13 protein-coding genes and 1 pseudogene are annotated in these 17,369 nt (G+C 69.3%); 6 read left to right on the top strand and 8 right to left on the bottom strand.

All coding sequences use genetic code 11. The features are described from left to right. The first annotated feature begins 207 nt into the window (after window positions 1-207). Window positions 208-2,202, top strand: coding sequence for a hypothetical protein (locus ACGFU7_RS36260; protein WP_393701728.1), 1,995 nt, complete (start codon window positions 208-210; stop codon window positions 2,200-2,202). Window positions 2,203-2,644: 442 nt separating this feature from the next. Here ACGFU7_RS36260 and ACGFU7_RS36265 read toward each other — a convergent pair whose 3' ends face one another. From ACGFU7_RS36265 to ACGFU7_RS36275, 3 genes are all read right to left on the bottom strand, one after another. Next, a complete protein-coding gene (locus ACGFU7_RS36265; protein ID WP_393701729.1) occupies window positions 2,645-2,875 on the bottom strand; it encodes a hypothetical protein in 231 nt (76 codons plus the stop codon). 328 nt (window positions 2,876-3,203) lie between these two features. Continuing rightward, a complete protein-coding gene (locus tag ACGFU7_RS36270) occupies window positions 3,204-3,716 on the bottom strand; it encodes an NUDIX domain-containing protein (RefSeq protein ID WP_393701730.1) in 513 nt (170 codons plus the stop codon). 228 nt (window positions 3,717-3,944) lie between these two features. Beyond that, window positions 3,945-4,277 (bottom strand): hypothetical protein, encoded by a 333-nt coding sequence (locus ACGFU7_RS36275; protein ID WP_393701732.1) that lies wholly within the window; start codon window positions 4,275-4,277, stop codon window positions 3,945-3,947. A gap of 208 nt (window positions 4,278-4,485) precedes the next feature. On the opposite strand from ACGFU7_RS36275, the gene fabV reads away from it, so the two are divergent. Further along, window positions 4,486-5,688 (top strand): enoyl-[acyl-carrier-protein] reductase FabV, encoded by a 1,203-nt coding sequence (gene fabV / locus ACGFU7_RS36280; RefSeq protein WP_393701734.1) that lies wholly within the window; start codon window positions 4,486-4,488, stop codon window positions 5,686-5,688. A gap of 19 nt (window positions 5,689-5,707) precedes the next feature. Then, entirely contained in the window at window positions 5,708-5,974 is a 267-nt protein-coding gene (locus tag ACGFU7_RS36285; protein ID WP_393701736.1) for a hypothetical protein, read from the top strand. A gap of 56 nt (window positions 5,975-6,030) precedes the next feature. On the opposite strand, the pseudogene ACGFU7_RS36290 reads toward ACGFU7_RS36285, so the two are convergent. The 3 genes and pseudogenes from ACGFU7_RS36290 to ACGFU7_RS36300 all read right to left on the bottom strand — a co-directional run. Then, window positions 6,031-6,197: pseudogene (locus ACGFU7_RS36290) on the bottom strand (molybdenum cofactor biosynthesis protein MoaE); the annotation flags it as partial. 180 nt (window positions 6,198-6,377) lie between these two features. After that, window positions 6,378-7,844 carry a class II fumarate hydratase gene (gene fumC, locus ACGFU7_RS36295; RefSeq protein ID WP_393701738.1) on the bottom strand — a complete coding sequence of 489 codons (1,467 nt, stop codon included), beginning with the start codon at window positions 7,842-7,844 and terminating at the stop codon, window positions 6,378-6,380. Then, window positions 7,841-9,502 carry an NAD-dependent malic enzyme gene (locus ACGFU7_RS36300; RefSeq protein ID WP_393701740.1) on the bottom strand — a complete coding sequence of 554 codons (1,662 nt, stop codon included), beginning with the start codon at window positions 9,500-9,502 and terminating at the stop codon, window positions 7,841-7,843. The genes fumC and ACGFU7_RS36300 overlap by 4 nt, the downstream gene beginning before the upstream one ends. 136 nt (window positions 9,503-9,638) lie before the next feature. On the opposite strand from ACGFU7_RS36300, the gene ACGFU7_RS36305 reads away from it, so the two are divergent. After that, window positions 9,639-9,776, top strand: a complete 138-nt coding sequence (locus ACGFU7_RS36305) for a hypothetical protein (protein ID WP_393701775.1) — start codon at window positions 9,639-9,641, stop codon at window positions 9,774-9,776. Window positions 9,777-10,004: 228 nt separating this feature from the next. On the opposite strand, the gene ACGFU7_RS36310 is transcribed toward ACGFU7_RS36305, so the two are convergent. Together ACGFU7_RS36310 and ACGFU7_RS36315 are read right to left on the bottom strand one after the other, a co-directional pair. Beyond that, window positions 10,005-14,597, bottom strand: coding sequence for an HAD-IC family P-type ATPase (locus tag ACGFU7_RS36310; RefSeq protein WP_393701741.1), 4,593 nt, complete (start codon window positions 14,595-14,597; stop codon window positions 10,005-10,007). 96 nt (window positions 14,598-14,693) lie between these two features. Then, window positions 14,694-15,215, bottom strand: a complete 522-nt coding sequence (locus tag ACGFU7_RS36315; protein ID WP_393701742.1) for a hypothetical protein — start codon at window positions 15,213-15,215, stop codon at window positions 14,694-14,696. A 469-nt stretch (window positions 15,216-15,684) separates the two neighbouring features. On the opposite strand from ACGFU7_RS36315, the gene ACGFU7_RS36320 reads away from it, so the two are divergent. Both ACGFU7_RS36320 and ACGFU7_RS36325 read left to right on the top strand, forming a co-directional pair. Next, window positions 15,685-16,032, top strand: coding sequence for a hypothetical protein (locus tag ACGFU7_RS36320; RefSeq protein WP_393701743.1), 348 nt, complete (start codon window positions 15,685-15,687; stop codon window positions 16,030-16,032). A gap of 508 nt (window positions 16,033-16,540) precedes the next feature. After that, a complete protein-coding gene (locus ACGFU7_RS36325; RefSeq protein WP_393701746.1) occupies window positions 16,541-17,101 on the top strand; it encodes an isochorismatase family protein in 561 nt (186 codons plus the stop codon). The last annotated feature ends 268 nt before the right edge of the window (window positions 17,102-17,369 follow it).

The following is a 17,369-nucleotide window of genomic DNA, read 5'->3' on the forward strand; positions in this document are numbered from 1 at the left end:
CCACCCCTGCTCGCACCTTTGCGGAAGCTGACTGGCCGGGACTCTAGCAACGCCATCTTCAGACTTGCAATGAGGTCATGAAAATTTTCAGTCTGATCTCGCAATAAGAGTTGTCGCACCCGTTGCAAACCTTCGCGTCAGGTTGCTAGCGTGCCGCGCGCCCAAGTCGACGAAGACCGGCCGCACCCCACAGTCCGGGAGAAACCGATGACACGTTCCCGTTTGTCGCTGTTGTCCGCATGCGCGCTGCTCGCCCCGCTCACCCTGGGCGCCCGGGCCTCGGCCGCCGCGCCCACCGAATCAGGCAGCACCCGCACGACCGCGACCGCTCACGCGCCGGTACTGCTCACCGTCGCGAACCCCGGCTTCGAGCAGGGTTCCGGAGGCTGGCAGTTCACCCACGGGACCGGGGTCGCCACCAACTACCCGCACGGCGGGACCAAGTTGATTTATCTGGACTCCGGCGCCGGCAACAAGGTCTCCCAGACCGTGACGGCCTCGGCCCAGGGGACGTACGACATATCGGCCTGGATCGCGACGGGCGGCGCGAACGGCGCGTACGTCGCCCGTGTCAACGGCGCTGTCACCGCGTCCCGGACCCTGCCCAGTGCCTCGAACTACCGGCGCTACACGCTCAGCCGGATCACCCTCGCCCGGGGCGACAAGCTGGAGATCGCCTTCGAGTCAGGGGATGGCTGGGTCAATGCCGACGATCTGATGGTCTCGCCCTCGTCTCCCGCGGACCCCCGGGTCAGCTCCTCGGACCCGGAGATCGTCGAGATGTTCGACTGGTCCAAGCGCAAAGCCAACAGCTGGGTCCAGCTGCCGGGCACCCAGGGCCCGCTCAACGTCGACGAGGGCAACACGAGCGGCAGCGGCACAGGCACGTACGCGGCCTCCTACTGGGCCGGATACGCCAACCGCAGCGGCTACTACTCGCGCGACATGGCCCACCAGTTGGCCGGCGCGGGGGTTCTCGGCCTGAGCGCCGAGAACAAGACGATGCTCCGCTCGTTCGCCGCGTCCGCCACCGAAGAGCACAAGTACTACCCGGTGTGGGCGCTGAACTTCGACGCCACAACGTATCTCTCGATCGACTACCGCAGCCCCACCAGCTTCGTCCGCGAGGTTCCCGCCACCTTCGAGCTGGTACAGAAGGCCGACGAGGCGTATCGGTGGAGCGGCGACAGCGCGTACGTCAACGACCCGGCCATGTGGGACTTCTACCGCCACGCCACCAACGAATTCGTCGACCTGCACGACGGCCTCAAGGACAACGGCACCGTGAAAGTCGCCGAGGGCACGGGCCAGGGCATTTTCCAGGGCACCGCCAGCTACAACGAGCAGAGCGACGAGCCGCTCGCCGAGGCGGGCGACGCGATCGGCTCCCAGTACCAGGCGTACCTCGCGATGGCCTCGCTCGCCCGCGGCAAGGGCAACCCCACGCTCGCCGCGACGTACGGCAAGAAGGCCCGGGATCTGAAGGCGTACTTCAACTCGACCTGGAGCGGTACCGGATCGGGCGGGAACATGGTGCGGGGCTACACCACCGACGGGCGTGCGCTGACCGGCTGGGGCAAGGAGAACAGCTGGTTCATGCCGATGAAGCAGATCATCGATCCCGGCGCCCGCCGCGAGGCATACCTCGACTACATCGACCAGCAGGCCTCGGGCTCGGGCAAGCCCTCCAACATCGAGGCGATCACCTACCTGCCGGACACCTTCTTCAAGAACAACCGCAGCGACACCGCCTGGAAGTGGATGAAGTACGTCTACGACCAGAAGGACATCCAGCACGTCAACACCAAGCAAGGCACCAACGGCGACTACCCCGAAGTCTCCTTCACTCTGCTCGGCCAGACCGTCGAGGGCCTGATGGGCGTCGTGCCCAATGCCCCCGCACAGGCCCTCACCACCCAGTCCCGGCTGCCGTCCGGCATGGACTGGCTCAAGATCGACGACCTCCGGATCGGCGCCGGGACCTTCTCCCTGCGGCACGACGGGACCACGAAGTCGGCGCTGACCAATGTGTCGGGCGCGTCCGCCTACACGTGGGAGGCCCGCTTCCCCGGCACCCACTCCACGATCAAGGTCGACGGCGTGCCGTGGCGGGCGCGGACGAAGGTGGTGGACGGGACGACGTACACCTACGCCACCCCGACCGTGGCCCCGGGCCGGACGGTGACGGTCCAGGTGGGCTGAGGGACGCGGCATGGAAAGCAACGGCCTTGTCCTGCCGCAGACAATGCGTCTGGATGTACAGATCAACAGGGCAGGACGGGTCTCTCAGCTGCTCACCCGCCATGCAGAAGGAGCGGTGACTCTGCCCCCTCGCCGAGTGAACGAGAAGCAGGCCGTCGCTACGGCGTCCAAGTACTCACGTGGAGCCAAGACGGGTACAGGCAACCTCCTGGCGATCCGGCGCGAAGGCGAGTGGCGAGCGCAATGGGCCGTGCCTGTCTACGCTGGAGACGATGTGTACCCGGTGTACGTCGACGCCGAAACCGGCAAGTGGGACGAAAGAGCCTCTCCCAACCAGGGGCTGCCTTCGACGCCTCCCCGCTGAGCGCCTGTCGGGTGGCCGGTTGATCACGCTGGGATAAGGTCCTCGTCGGTCGTGGAGCGGAGGGCCTTCTGGCTGTCGTCATGGCTCCAGCGCGATGGCTGCCGCGCGAGACGAACGAGCATCAGCCGGCTCATCGCCACCTTGATCATCGCTTCCGAGGTGGCGGTGAGCCGTTCGTAGCCACGGGCCAGGCGGCGGTTGCGGACCAGCCAGTCCGTTCCACGCCACCCAGCGGCGGGGCAGCACCTTGAAACCCTTGACCTCGTCGGTCCGCTTCACGATCTCCACGACGATATTCAGCGTGCTCAAGGCCCAGGAAAGCAGCCTGGAATCAAGGGAGTTGGCGTATTGTCCGTCCGCCCAGACCAGTGAGACCGTGCGGAATCCCTCGGCGAGCCGGGCCAGGACCGCGTCCGCCAGCGCGGTCCTGGACGGAAGCCGAGGTGACCGCCGCCGTTCACCGAGTGGGACCAGGCCTCCACCGACAAGCGACTCTGCCAGGCCATCGTCGACCGCCTCACCTTCGAGACCGGCACCCAGTCCTTCCGCCTCGCCAGACGCCTGGTCGGTGCGGCCACAGCGTCCGGGGTGTTCACGTTGGTGTCGCCTGTACGCCTGACCGGAAGGGTGGCGGGCGTCAGATCTGGTGGCGGGTTGCGTCGAATCCGTGGTGCAGGTCGGCGGTGGTGCCCTGGGCCAGGGCGCGGGAGCAGGCGTGCAGGCGGCGGGCCATGTGCGGGGCGAGGAGGATGTCCCACTGTTCGGGGGTGGCCAGCTGCCAGGCAGTGAGTTCGTCGGGGTCGAGGTGGATTCGTTTCTGGGCCTCGTGCTGGGTGATCAGGCCGCCGTCGTAGAGGTAGTTGGCCAACGGCGGGCGGCCGTCGGCCTGCTCCGGTACCCAGTCGATGGCCAGCAGCAGGCCTGGCGTGAGATCGATGCCGAGTTCTTCCCTGGCCTCGCGCCGGGCCGCTTGCCGCGGGTGCTCCCCCAGGTCCAGTGCGCCGCCGACGATCTCCCAGGTGCCGTCGCCGTAGGACGGTTTGACCAGAAGAATGCGGCCGGCGGTGTCGTGGATGATTACGCCGGCGCCGGCGATGTGCTTGGGCAGGGAGGCGTAGTACTCAGCGGGCGGGAGGTGCGTGGTGCTCATGGGGCGGGACGCTAACCGCACCGCCCACAGGGTCCGCGATGCGTCCCCGGTCTGACACAGAACAGTGACAAACCGGTGTGATCCTCACTCCAGAGACAGAGCCTGACACTCGGTCAGCTCGTCGCCGCCGCGCGGGTAGACGCGCCTGCAGCTGATGTCGCCGGTCTGCAGGCAGGACGAGTTCGGCGCCGAGGACCTGCTCCAAGAGCTTCTTGTCGGGGACGGCGGTCATTGGCCGGCGTACTCGTACAGATCCGCTACAGCTTTGTGGTCCTGGTGCGGGGCGAGCCGGGCGACTGTGGTGCGGGCGAGCCCGATGCAGCGCGTGGCCTGGGTTGTGTTCGCGGTGTCGAGCGCTGCTCGGGCGGCGGCCGCAGCTGCGGGCAGGTCGTGGCGGGCGAGCGCTCCTTCGGCGCGGTAGGCGAGGACGATGGAGCGGGTCCGTGCGCGGGCGGAGTCCAGCAGGCCGAGTCCTTCGTCCAGCGTCTCGTCGGCACGCCCTGGGCGGCCGAGATCGAGCCAGCAACGCCCGCCGTCCACACGCAGGTCGGCTTGTGCCACCCAGGACACCCAGGCCGGGGTCGTTGCGGGCCGGGGGCGTGGACGGCCTCGCTCTGCTCGAACTGGTGGAAACCCTCCAAGGCCGTCTCGCGATCGTTGTGCCGGATGGGGTCACCGCCCGAATCAGTACGGTCGCAGACTTGCAGGATGCGGTGGCCCAACTGGTGGGTGCCGCGCTCTCATCCGCGCCAACCCGAAGGACCTGATCGTGAGCGAACGCGTCGTCGCCCCCAAGAACCGCGGCTTCCTCTTCCTCGACTCCCACCCGGCCGGCTGCCGCAAAGTGGTGGACGACATGTGGCAGGCCGTCCCCGCCCAGCAGCCCGGCGGGGACGGGCCGGTGGCGCTCGTCATCGGCTCGTCCGCCGGGTACGGGCTCGCCGCCACAATCGCCGGGCTGGCCCGCGCCGGGATCCGCGGCATCGGGGTCTGCTTCGAGAAGGCGCCCGGCCGGCGCACCGGCACGGCCGGCTGGTACCGCACCGCCGCGACCGCCGACCTGGCCCGCGAGCACGGCCGGGACATGGTCTTCCTCAACGGCGATGCGTTCTCCGATGCGATGAAGGATCAGGTCGCCGACCTGCTCAAGCAGCGATACGGGCGGCTGGACTACCTGATCTACTCGGTGGCCGCCCCGCGACGCACCGACCCGGACACCGGCGTCACCTACTCCTCCGTCCTCAAACCGATCGGCGAGCCCTACCGGACCAAGAGCCTCGCCTTCGACACCTCCGGCGCACCGGAGGTCACCGAGGTGGAAACCGCACCGGCCGAGGGCGACGACATCGAGCAGACCACCGCGGTGATGGGCGGCACGGACTGGGAGCGGTGGATCGACCACCTCGCCGGACGGGACCTGCTCGCCGACGGGTTCACCACCGCCGCGCTCTCCTACATCGGCTCACCCCTGACCGCAGGCATCTACCGGCAGGGCACTATCGGCGCGGCCAAAGCCCACCTCGAAGCCACCGCCCGCACCCTGAACGAACGCCTGGACAAGCTCGTCGGCGGACGCGCGCTCACCTCCGTCAACGGGGCTGCCGTCACCCAGTCCTCCACTGCCATCCCCGGCATCGCTCTGTACGTCGGACTGCTGCGCGGCGTCCTCAATGAGGCCATGGTCCCGCCGATCGACCAGCTCACCGACCTGTGGGACCAGCTCACCGGCACCCACCCCCTCACCCTCGACGACGACGGCCGCGTACGCCTGGACACCTGGGAACTCACGCCCCCGGTGCAGGAGGCCGTCGCCGACCGCTGGAACAGCGCCACCACGAACACCATCGGCGACCTCGCCGACCTCGACTGGTTCCACGCCGAAGTCCAGCGCCTGTACGGCTTCGCCGTACCCGGCATCGACTACACCACCCCCGTCGACACCGACATCCCCTGGCCGGACCCGGCCGCCTGACCCCCTTTGGAGGAACGCCATGCGCCTGCCCACCGACGACACCCTCATCCGCTGGCAGCAGGACCTGGAGACCACGCTCACCGCATTCGCCGACCGCGAGCTGCGCCAAGCCACCGCCCGGATCAGTGACCCGGCCGTGCACGACGCGGCAGCCGCCTGCCTGGTCCGCCCGAGCAAGCGCCTGCCGGGCATGGCGTTCCTCCACGCCGCACACACCCGGCCCGCCTCAGCCGTCACAGTGCACCGATTTGCAGTCTCCCGCGCACGCCTGACTTCGTGGCCCTGATTGATCACTGAATCCACTTGTGCGCCGCGGGTTCTGCACCAGTAGCAGGCTGGTACTCAGCATGTACCGACCCACTCCTCGTCACCGTCCGAGAAGATCTGGTGCTTCCAGATCGGCACCTCGTGCTTCAGGTCCTCGATCAGGCGGCGAAGGCCTCCGTGCGGACCGGGAAGTCGGCGGTGGCCTTCTCGGCCACCCGGCGCAGCTCGCGCTCAGCTCTGGGGGTGGGCGCTGTACTTCCCCGGGCGGGGTGTCGCGCAGACCAAGGTAAGTCCTGTACGAACGGAGCCGGCTTCCCGGCTGTGCAGACGGTGCCGTACTGGGCTGTGATACCACGGCCGTCCAGATGGTGGAACGACCGGCGCACCGTTCCCGACCGCCGAGGGCTGGTCGTTGTCGGATCTCAGTGCTTGAGGTTGACCATCTTCTTGGGATCGACGATGCGGTCGAAGTCGTCTGCGGTGATGTAGCCGGTTGCGAGGGCGGCTTCGCGCAGCGTGGTCCCCTCGTCGTCCGCCTTGTGTGCGATCTGGCTGGCCTTGTCATAGCCGATTACCGGCGAGAGCCCGGTGACGAGCATCAGGGAGCGGGAGAGGTAGTCGTCGATCTGCGGGCGATTCACTTCGGTGCCTTCGATGCAGTAGATGCGCAGCTTCTCGCCGGCGTCACCGAGAATGCGGGCGGAGTGCAGGAAGTTGTTGATGATGACGGGCCGCATGGCGTTGAGTTCGAAGTTGCCCTGGGTGCCGGCGAACGCGACGGCGCCGTCCTCGGCCAGGACTTGGATGCAGACCATGACCATCGCCTCGCACTGGGTCGGGTTGACCTTGCCGGGCATGATGGAGCTGCCCGGCTCATTGGCAGGCAGGGTGAGTTCACCGACGCCGCAGCGAGGGCCGGAGGCGAGCCAGCGGATGTCGTTGGCTATCTTCATCAGCGGCACGGCGAGAGCCCTCAATCCGGCGGAGGCCGCCACCATGGCATCCAGACTGCCTTGGGCGGCAAAGGAGTTGGAGGCCGTGCGGAACGGATAGTCGGTCAGCTGTGCGATCTCCTGTGCCACCTGGGCGCCGAAGCCCTCGGGGGCGTTGAGACCGGTGCCGACCGCGGTCCCGCCGACGGCCAGCTCGTACAGGCCCGGCAGGGTGGCCTCGATACGGTCGATGGCGTCGGAGATCTGGGCGGCGTAGCCGGACCACTCCTGGCCTACGGACAGCGGGACGGCGTCCTCCAAGTGAGTACGCCCGATCTTGATGATGTCCCACCACGCTTGGGACTTGGCCTCCACGGCATGTTGAAGGTCCCTCACCTTCGGTATCAGGTGCTCGTGGACCTGGCGGACGGCGGCGATGTGCATCGCGGTGGGGAAGGTGTCGTTGGAAGACTGGCCCATGTTGACGTGGTCGTTGGGGTGGACCGGTGTCTTGGATCCCAGCGTGCCGCCGACCAGCTGGACAGCCCGGTTACTGATGACCTCGTTGACGTTCATGTTGCTCTGCGTGCCGGACCCGGTCTGCCACACGTACAGCGGGAAGTGGTCGTCCAGGGCGCCGGAGATCACCTCGTCGGCGACGCGGGCGATCAGGTCGGCCTTCCAGCCGGGCAGTCGGCCCTCGCGCCCGTTGACGAGCGCGGCGGCCTTCTTGACGTAGCCGTAGGCGTGGTAGACGGCCTTGGGCATGCGGTCGTCACCGATGGAGAAGTGGATCAGGGACCGCTGCGTCTGGGCACCCCAGTACCGATCGGCCGGCACCTCGATGGTTCCCATCGAGTCCGTTTCGCGGCGGGTGCCAGTGGCGTCGATGCCGATCGGGACGTCCCGCACCTTCGGTGGCTGCTCGACGGCGACGTGCTGGTGCCCGGAGGTCATTGCGACGCCTCCTTCTCCGACAACGGTCCATAGACCGGCTGCCACATGACGTCCTGTACGGCCTGGACCGGATCGGCCGAGTGACGGGTGGCGACCTTGTCCTGCACGGCCGCCCGGACTACCGCCACCGCTACCGTCGCCGAGGAAGCGCGCAGGTTCGCCACCGGCGGCAGCAGCGGCGCGCCGGGGGCCCTGGCGTCGACCTGCCCGGCGACCGCCTCCGCGGCAGCGAGCAGCATCCCGGCGGTGAGCCGTGCTGCCCCGGCAACGACGGTGCCCAGGCCCAGACCGGGGTAGAGCAACGCGTTGTTGGCCTGCCCGATGACATGGCGCACTCCGCCGTATTCGACGGGGTCGACCGGGATGCCCGTCGCCGTCAGGACCTTACCGTCGGTCCAGGCCAGCAGGTCGGCCGGCATGGCCTCGATCTTCTCCGTGGGGTTGGACAGCGGGAAGATGACCGGCCGGTCGACGTGCTCGGCCATCGCGGTGACGACCTCCTTGTCGAAGGCGCCCGGCGAGGTCGAGGTGCCGATCAGCATGGTCGGATGGACGTGCCGGACGGTCGCCAGCAGGTCGATCTTCCCGCCCGCCCACCCCTGCACCTCTGCGGCGGGCCGGGCGTAGGGCGCCTGGTAGTCGCGCAGGTCCGGCATCCCCTCGACCAACAGCCCCTGCTTGTCGACCAGCCATACCCGACGGGTGGCCTCCTCGGGGTCCAGTCCGTCGCGGACCATCGCATCACGCAGCTGGTCGGCAATGCCCACCCCGGCCGTACCGGCGCCGAACACCACGACACGCTGGTCACGGAAGGACTCGCCGGTGATCTTCAAGGCCGACACCGCGGCAGCCAGGGTGATCGCCCCGGTGCCCTGCATGTCGTCGTTGAACATCCGATAGCGCTCCCCGTACGTTTCGAGGATGCGGCGGGCATTGCCCGGCCCGAAGTCCTCGAAATGCAGCAGCGCGTTCGGATACAGCTCCGCGACCGTCTCCAAGTAAGTCTTGATGAACGCGTCGTACTGCTCCCCGCGTACCCGGCTGTGGCGCACGCCCAGATAGAGGGGATCGTTCAACAGGTTCTCATTGTCAGTGCCGACGTCCATGACCACCGGCAGACAACGGGCGGGCTGCAGGCCGGCCGCAGCGGTGTAAACGGCGAGCTTGCCCACCGAGATCTGAATGCCTTGCACCCCCCAGTCGCCGATGCCCAGAATCTCCTCGGCGTCGGTGACCACCACCAGGTCGACCTCGTCCCGGTGAAGCTGAAGTGCCTCGAACGAGCAGCGCACATCCTGCGGCCGGTCGATGGACAAGAACACCCCACGCGGGCGCCGGTACTCGTGGCTGTACCGCTTGATCGCCTCTCCCACGGTCGGGTCGTAGACGATCGGCAGCAACTCGGCGAGGTGATCTTGCAGCAGCCGGTAGTACAGCACCTCATTGCGGTCGTGCAACTGCTCGAGGTTGATGAACTTCGCCAGCGCAGTCGGCTCCTGCTGCAACTGCTCGTAAGCACGGACTGCCTGCCGGTCGAGGGTGAGCACGGCGTCGGGCAGCCGGCCCACCAGCCCGAGGCGCTCCCGCTCCTCAGCCGTGAAAGCACTACCGCGATTGGCCAGCGACTCCAACAGGACGGGCGGCATATACATAGGCATGAGCACTCCTCCATGGGCATGACTCCACCGGTTCCGGGCCCGCTCCCCCATTTTCGACCCGCTGCCCAAGCGTCGCTACCGCGGAAGGCCGCACTGCCTCCGCCCCGTCAATCTCGCGCTTTGGCGCGACACCGCGATCCTCGACCAACTCCTGCGCCACTGCGAAGTCGTCTCGATCAACGGCAACAGCTACCGGTTCAAGGTCGATATCCGAGCCCATCGCTGTCGAGCCCGGTACTGCCTGGCTCGCCTTCGTATACCCAGTTCGCGGTGATGACCGAGAAGCGAGCGTCTCCTTGGACACGATCCGGGCCACGACCGCGGCGTTGACCAGCTTCGGAGGGAGCGCGCGCAGCCGATGTCCCCTCCATGGAGTCGGAGACGGTCTCGGCTCTTGAAAACCACGTATAGCCGGACGCGCACGACAGCCATCAGGAACAAAGCGAAGGGAGCCCCGAAAGCCGGCCGAGCTCAGGCATGGGGCCGCTGTTCATACAGGGTGTCAGCGGACGAGCCGGACCACGGGACGCAGTCGTGATGTGAGGTCTGCCAGCAGGTGTTCGGCCTGTGGCAGTACGTGGGGACCGAGGGAGGCGGTGCCGACGGCGATGGCGACTCCGGTCCAGGCCAGTGGGCCCAGCGGCGTGCACCCGAAGAAGTGGCTGACGACGGGTGTCTGGACGAGGGCGATGAGCACGGCGGCGCTACCGAGGACCGTCGCCAGGACCAGCGGGCTGTGGCGGCGTCCGACGACGGTCTGCGTGAGTTGCGCGCCGACCACACCGCACAGGGCCATGGTGCTGGTGCGTCGTGCTGAGCCGGGGGTGAGGGTGCCGATGAGCCATGCGGCGGCGGCGCCGATACCGGTGATCAGGCCGCGATGGCGGATCTGGCGTGTCAGCGGTTGCCCGAGGACGGCGAGGCCCACGGGTACGGTGTCGGCTGCGGTGGGCTCACCGGCGGGTTCCGGGTCGTGAGGGGTGACCGCGACCGCCATCGCCGGGAACATGTCGGTGAGCAGGTTGACCAGCAGCAGCTGACGTGTCGACAACGGCGACGTGCCGGACAGCAGTGTGCCCAGTACGGAGAAGCCGACCTCGCCGGCGTTCCCACCGAGCAGGATGCTGATCGCGTCGGCCACGCTGCGCCACAGGGCTCGGCCTTCGCCGATGGCGTCGATGAGAACCGACAGTTCATCGTTGGTGATCACGAGGTCTGCGGCGTTGCGTGCGGCTGCCGATCCGCGCGCGGCGATACCGACCCCGACATCGGCAGCGCGGATGGCGGCGGCGTCGTTGGCGCCGTCCCCGACCATGCCCACGACGCAACCCGCCTCCCGGAGTGACTCGACGACCTGGAGCTTCTGTTCGGGCGCGACCCGGGCCACGACGCCGCAGTCCCGGAGCAGGTGCGCCCGACCCGCCCGGTCCAGTGAAGCCAACTCGTTACCGGTGACGACCGTGACATCCGGGGGCCAGCCCAGGGCGATGGCCACGGAGCGGGCGGTCTGCGGGTGGTCGCCGGTGAGCATGACGGGTCGTACGCCGACCTCTCCGAGACCGGCCACGAGCGGCGCGGAGCTGGCGCGGGGGGTGTCGGCCAGTGCCACGAACCCGATGAGCTCCAGCAGTTCGAGGGGCTTGTCCAGTGCCTCCCTCGCCTCGTCGTCCGTCGCGAGACGGCGCTGGGCGACGGCCAGGAGCCGCAGGCCCCGGCCGGCCAGGGAGTGTGCCTCTTCGACGGCTGCCGGATCCGTATCCGGGCAGCAGGGCAGCACGACTTCCGGCGCCCCCTTGACGACCAGCATGCTCGCGCCGTCCGCGTCTCTTCCGGCGGCGGCGGCGTATCCCCGGCTCGCCTCGAAGGGCTCGGCCTGTACGGTGGTCCAATCTGTCTCGGGCGGGGCTGCTGCCAGGACCGCCTCGTCGGTGGCATGGGCGTGGACGCCCGGCTGCTCGGCAGCGCGGGGGCAGGCCCGCGCCGCAATGCGGAGGATGTGTTCCGCCTCGGGGGCGTCGGCCGGGTGCTCGGCGCCCGCGCCGGTGATCAGGCGGACGACCCGCAACCGGTTCTCGGTGAGGGTCCCGGTCTTGTCGAAGCAGATGGTGTCCACGCGTCCGAGCGCTTCCAGGCTGCGTGGTGTGCGTACCAGCACGCCGAGCTTGCTCAGCCGCCGTGCCGCGGCCATCTGCGCGACGGTCGCCACCAGAGGCATGCCCTCGGGCACGGCGGCCACTGCGACTGCCAGTCCGCCCTGGAGGGCGGTGCGCACCGGGCGGCCACGCAGCAGGGACAGGCCGGCCACCGCGGCGCCGCCGGCGAGGGTGAGGGGCAGCACCCGGCGGGTCAGCCGGTGCAGTCGTGCCTGAACCCCTGCCGAGGTGGGGACCCGGGCGGCCAGGGACGCCGCGCGGCCGGCTTCGGTCTGGTCGCCCGTGCCCACCACCACCGCCCGGGCGTGACCGGCCACCACCGTGGTGCCCTCGAACACCATGCAGCTGCGGTCGGCGACGGACGCCTGCGGTACGGCGGCCACTTGTTTACGGGTGGGCAGTGACTCGCCCGTCAGCGAGGACTCGTCCACCTCGAAGCCACTGACCTCCAGCAACCGCGCGTCGGCCGGCACCACATCGTTGGTGCGCAGCTCGATCACCTCGCCGGGCACCAGCCGCACGGCCTCGACGACGGATGCCTCCCCTGCTGACGGGTGAGCGAGTCGCCGGGCGGTTCGCCGCTGCCCGGTTACCAGTGCGGACAGCGCCCGCTCCGCGCGCAATCGCTGTACCCCGCCGACCACGGCGTTCACCGCCACGGCGGCGATGACCAGGAACGCGTCCACCGCGGAGCCCAGCAGTGCCTGCGCGGTGGCACCGACCACCAGGACCGGGGTGAACGGGTCGTCCAGTTCGGCCCACACGGCGCCGGCCAGACGTACGCTCACCCGTGCAGGCGCGAAGGCCGGGTGCGTGGCAGCGGTGCCCGCGATGTGGCCGACCCGGGTCCGTACCACCGTCAGGGCGGTGGGCGCGGCGCGTGACGCCTTCGCCAGCCGGACCATGACCTGCTCGGGCTGCAGGGCGTGCCAGGGCACCCGCGGCCTGGGGTGGGGGGTCGTGCCGGCGGCTACACCGAGTGCGGCGCACCAGCCCATGACCAGGGCCGCGGCGGTGGCGATATTGACTGGGCTGAGCCGCACTTCGAGGGGGAAGGGAACCCGCTGCGACCGAGCCCCCTGGGTGATTACCAGGAGCTCGGAGAGGGTGGCGCCCGCCTCGGCGCAGAACTTGGCACGCCGGCTGACCGCCCGCGCTGCGGGGACGGCGGACAGCAGCCGCCACACGCCCTCCAGTCCGCGCAGGGGCAGAAGGTCGGCGCCCCACACGATGGCGCTGCGCTCGTCGGTGACGGCGACGGCGATGTCACTGCGGAGCAGTCCGTCGAGTACGTCGTGGGCGGCAGCAGTCAACTCCCGTTCGGCTGTCGCCCGGTCGTGCGGGACGCGCGCCACCGTGAGCACCGTTCGCCCCTCGTTCTGCAGGGCAGCCACCACCTCGGCCAACGGGATCTCGGCAGAGACGAGTTGGTCGGCCAGGGTCCCGAACTCGCCGAGCGAGTGGTCGTCCACCACCACGACGTGCAGGCCGGCTCGGCGCGCTGCGTCCAGCGCGGCTTCGGCCATGGGGTCGACCTCCCAGCCGACCAGGACGGTGCCGACGTCCGTTCCGCGAACCGACGCGATCATCAGTCCCGCGTCCGGCGCCGTCTCATCGGGCACTGGGCGAAGGCCGATGCACGGCTCCTCGGACTGCGTTGCCGCGTCCTCGGGCGCACTCAGGGCTGCGGCGGCTTCCTGCCACAACCGGTGGTGATCCCAGCCGGTCATGCTGGGGTGGACCTCGAGCACGGTGCGCCGAGTGCTGCGTAGTGCTTCGGGATGCAGGACCACGGTGTCCACGAGCTCCAGTTGGCGCAGCCGCTCGGTGTCACGGACCAGCACGTCCTCGCGTGCCAGGGCACTGCCGAGAGCCGCGGTGAAGGCCGCCGGGCCGTAGCGTGCGGCCTTGGGCGAACCGGCCAGTACGGTTTCTGCCGCTTCGTCGAGGCTGCGGGTGAACAGGAGCGTGGTGGCGGCGCCGCCCAGCATCCCGTTGACCGCGGCGGCGGCATATTCCTCGCCCGGGCACGGACGCAGCGGCGGACGTACGACGTCGGTGCCGGCCACAGTCAGCCGATCCGGGGCGCACAGCGTGTCGTGTACGGCGTCGAACGTCGCAAGCTGAGCCAGCGATTCCGCCAACTGGGCAGTCCGCAGTGCCGCGTCGAGCAGCAGCGGACTCGGCGACTGCCCGATCCCGCAGACGGCCGCATGGGCCGCGGCCAGCACCAGATCGGCTGCATCCGGGCCCAGCGCACGGCTCAGCACCACGCGTACTCGCGAGTCCTCACGCAGCATGACGACCGCGGCCACCATGGCCTCCGGCGCGCGCTTCAGAAAGGTTGCCCGTGCCATGACTGCGACGCCGATGCCTGCCGCGTCGCACGCCAGGGCGACAGCGTTGGCGCGCACGCCCCCAACGGCGCCCGGGTGCACGTGTTCCAGCGTCTGATCGCCGACGCGCACAAGCCCGTGTTCGGCGGCCAGTTCGGACACCCTGTCCGCCACTCGCCGGCTGACCGCGTCCTCGGTGGTCTGCACGACCAGCCGCCCCAGGCCACCGTCCCAGTAGGAGAGCAGCACGTCAGGGTGCTCGGCCAGCTCGACGGCCAATTTTCTGGCGTCGGCCTCGAGTAGTTCCACGGTTCGAACGGGCGCGTCCGGGTGGTGTTGCAGTGCGAGGTGCATCCGGGATCCGGCGCGCCAGTAACCGACCTGAGGAGTCATCGCGTTGCGGGCGACCCTGCCGACCCGCAGCGCGGTCGCCGACACCGCCGACGCCCCGTCCACCGCGCCGCGCGCACCTGCATTCACGAGCTCAGCGGTCATCCGCGCCGCATCGACGGTCGTCGGGGCGATCCGACGGATGGCCTCGACCGGCGCAGCCAAGGCGCTCTGGAGGGCCACGGCGGGCAGCCCGGTCAGCAAGCGGAGCAGCATGTCTCACCTTCGCGGGCTTGCCGCACGGGGCCGGGGCGGAACGGTCGCAACAGGCGCCGGGCGCGGAACGGTCGTAACAGCGGATGGGAGGCGGCCTCAGGACTTCTTCCGCCCACCTGCCTTGGCGCGCGAGGTTCCTGTGGCGCTCGTGGTGGCGCGCTTGGCCGGGCGGGTCTTCGCCGTCCCGGAGGCGGTCGATGACTTGGCCGGACGTTTCTTTGCCGTTTTCGAGGTGGTCGATGCTTTGGCCGAGCGGGTCTTCGCCGACCTCGCGGTGGTCTGCGCCTTGGCCGACCTGCCGGCCTGCTTCGCCTGCAATCCTTCGGTGCGGGCCTCGCCGGCGGCAGGGGCCGCCGCGACATCCGTCGGACGCGGCTGCGTGAGCCACACCACCGCGGCGCCCGCCACGGCCACTGGCCACTCGACCACACCGGCTACGCCGAGCAGTCCGACACCGGTGTACGCCGCGAAGCGCCGCGCATGCGGCGAGACGATCCCGACGGAGTCCAGGACACCGTCGACAATCCCCTTGACCCGATCCGCGCCGGGGACCCTCTCCACTGCTGCCGTCACCGTCTGCATGGGGTGCGCCAGTGTCGCCTGGACGGGGTGCTGCACTTTTGTGTCCCCTGAGCCAGACACATGGGAACTGTCAGTCATGGTCGCTCTCTCTCCGTGGGGCAGGTGAGACGAACGGCACGTGGCCGTGACGCCTCTCGCCTTTCAGCAACCTTGACAAGTTCGCACAATTCCGACAAGCCTGGACGTACCTACGTACCGCCAAGTGAGGTAACAGGCGGTGGACGCCTCAACTCCAAGGGCCTCCTGGCTGCGACAAGTCCGAGAAGACCAGCCGCCTGGTCCCAACGGCGGGTCGCCGACCGACTCCCGCATGTGTCCTGGCCGCGCGGAGATGAGGGCATGAGCGCTCATCCCAGCCCAGAGCCGACTTCCCGAACATTCGCCCACCGACGCCGTCACCGCCTGACCGCGACCCCTGCGCTCGTCGACTGAGCCGCCAAACACTGCACTCTGCCTGACCGGCCGGGCCGGCGTCAGGCCCCCTGCCTCCAGTGGAGACCGATTCATGCGCATCGAACTGACCTGGCCGCGCCCTGGCGCCGAAGACCGGACCCTGGCCCTGGCCCTCCCCGGCCTTCCCGCCACCGACCTTCTCCGCCCAGCCCTGCAGTACACGAGCCGGCTGTGGACTCCTGCTGCCCTCCGGCGCGCCGTCGCATGCGCGGAGCCCGCCATCGGAGCCGCAGCCCGCGCCTCCGGCGCGAACGCACTCACCCGGGCCGCCCTGCCGTACGCCTTCCGGTTCGCCCGGCAAGCACTCCACAACGGCACACCCGCCGCCATCCCGAGCCGGACAGCGCGAGCCGTCCCATCCGGATCGCACTCGCTGACTCCCCGACCGCCTGCGCCCTGAGCGACTCACCAGCAATTCAGATCCCCTGGGAAAAGGCGTGATCATCGACGCACCCCGGCCCCACGTGGAGCCTGGTCGATCAGCTGTTGGCGATGACCGCGGCGAAACGGCGGCGTCGGATCCTGCCGTCGGCCGAGATGGCCGCGGCCATCTCGGCCGGTATCTGCTCCGGCTGCTCATCTTCCTCCAGCCGCTAAACCGCTCCTGACCAGCTGTCGCGGACCAGTCACGGACCTGAGCCCGGCTCACACCTCCGGGGACTCGCCATGGCTGACAAGTTCCCACTCCTGCATCGACCGCTCGATGAGGCGGTCGGCGTGCTCCTGGATGCCGTCAACTGGTGCAGTGCAGTTCTTTGGGACGGGGACTGTTCCCGTCGGACCGCTGTGTGGTGTGACGGGAAGGCCGGGCCCGGGCGGTGCGGGGTTCGTTCCGGCCCACTGCCCACTGTCAGTGGGTGGGTCTACCGTGCGTGGACACAGGCACCCAGCGTGAGCAGAGGGAGACCATGACCACACTCGAGAATCGGCCGAACACCGCGCTCCTCGTCGTCGACGTGCAGAACGGCGTCGTCGAGGGGGCTCACGAGCGCGACGCGGTCGTCGCGAACGTCGGCAGCCTTGTCGAGAAGGCACGGCGGGAAGGAACACCCGTTGTCTGGGTCCAGCACTCCGACGACCAGGTTGTGAGGGAGAGCGACGACTGGCGGATCGTCCCCGAGCTGACTCCGGGCGACGCCGAGCCGCTCGTCGAGAAGAACCACGGCGACTCCTTCGAGGACACCACCCTCGAAACCGTCCTGTCTGGTCTCGGAGCCGGGCGACTCGTCGTCGTCGGCGCACAGACCGATGCGTGCATTCGCTCGACGCTCCACGGCGCATTCGTCAGGGGGTACGACACCACCCTCGTCAGCGACGCCCACACGACGGAGGACCAGACGGCATGGGGAGCACCGCCGCCGGACCAGGTCATCGCGCACACGAACCTGTACTGGACCTACCAGACGGCACCGGGGCGGACTGCCGGGACGGTCGAGACCAAGGATGTCGACTTCGGCGGCACGTCCTGAAGCCTGTGCGACGACGGCGGTAACGCCCCGGCCTCGGCCGGCTGCCACTCCCACGGGTACTGGCCCGAGAACTCGGCGAACCGGCGCACCAGCGCGATCCGCAGAACATTCGTCCGGGCCTCCTGCAGAAACCGGGGCGACTGCTGACGGGCCCACCCCGACAGCACCGCCTCGAGCGCTGCCGCCTCCGGATCCAGCAAGGCCGCGCCCTCGACCGGCTCCAGGCGGGCAGAACCGGCTGGCGTTCGGGCGTCCGGCAGGTGCTGGT

The organism is Streptomyces sp. NPDC048473, from assembly GCF_043200155.1.
Lineage (GTDB): Bacteria > Actinomycetota > Actinomycetes > Streptomycetales > Streptomycetaceae > Streptomyces.

Excerpts from the sequence above, each read along its gene's own strand:
- ACGFU7_RS36260 (WP_393701728.1), top strand. The coding sequence starts at position 208 with ATGACACGTTCCCGTTTGTCGCTGTTGTCCGCATGCGCGCTGCTCGCC.
- ACGFU7_RS36270 (WP_393701730.1), bottom strand. The coding sequence starts at position 3,716 with ATGAGCACCACGCACCTCCCGCCCGCTGAGTACTACGCCTCCCTGCCC.
- ACGFU7_RS36285 (WP_393701736.1), top strand. The coding sequence starts at position 5,708 with ATGCGCCTGCCCACCGACGACACCCTCATCCGCTGGCAGCAGGACCTG.
- fumC (WP_393701738.1), bottom strand. The coding sequence starts at position 7,844 with ATGACCTCCGGGCACCAGCACGTCGCCGTCGAGCAGCCACCGAAGGTG.
- ACGFU7_RS36300 (WP_393701740.1), bottom strand. The coding sequence starts at position 9,502 with ATGCCTATGTATATGCCGCCCGTCCTGTTGGAGTCGCTGGCCAATCGC.
- ACGFU7_RS36310 (WP_393701741.1), bottom strand. The coding sequence starts at position 14,597 with ATGCTGCTCCGCTTGCTGACCGGGCTGCCCGCCGTGGCCCTCCAGAGC.
- ACGFU7_RS36320 (WP_393701743.1), top strand. The coding sequence starts at position 15,685 with ATGCGCATCGAACTGACCTGGCCGCGCCCTGGCGCCGAAGACCGGACC.
- ACGFU7_RS36325 (WP_393701746.1), top strand. The coding sequence starts at position 16,541 with ATGACCACACTCGAGAATCGGCCGAACACCGCGCTCCTCGTCGTCGAC.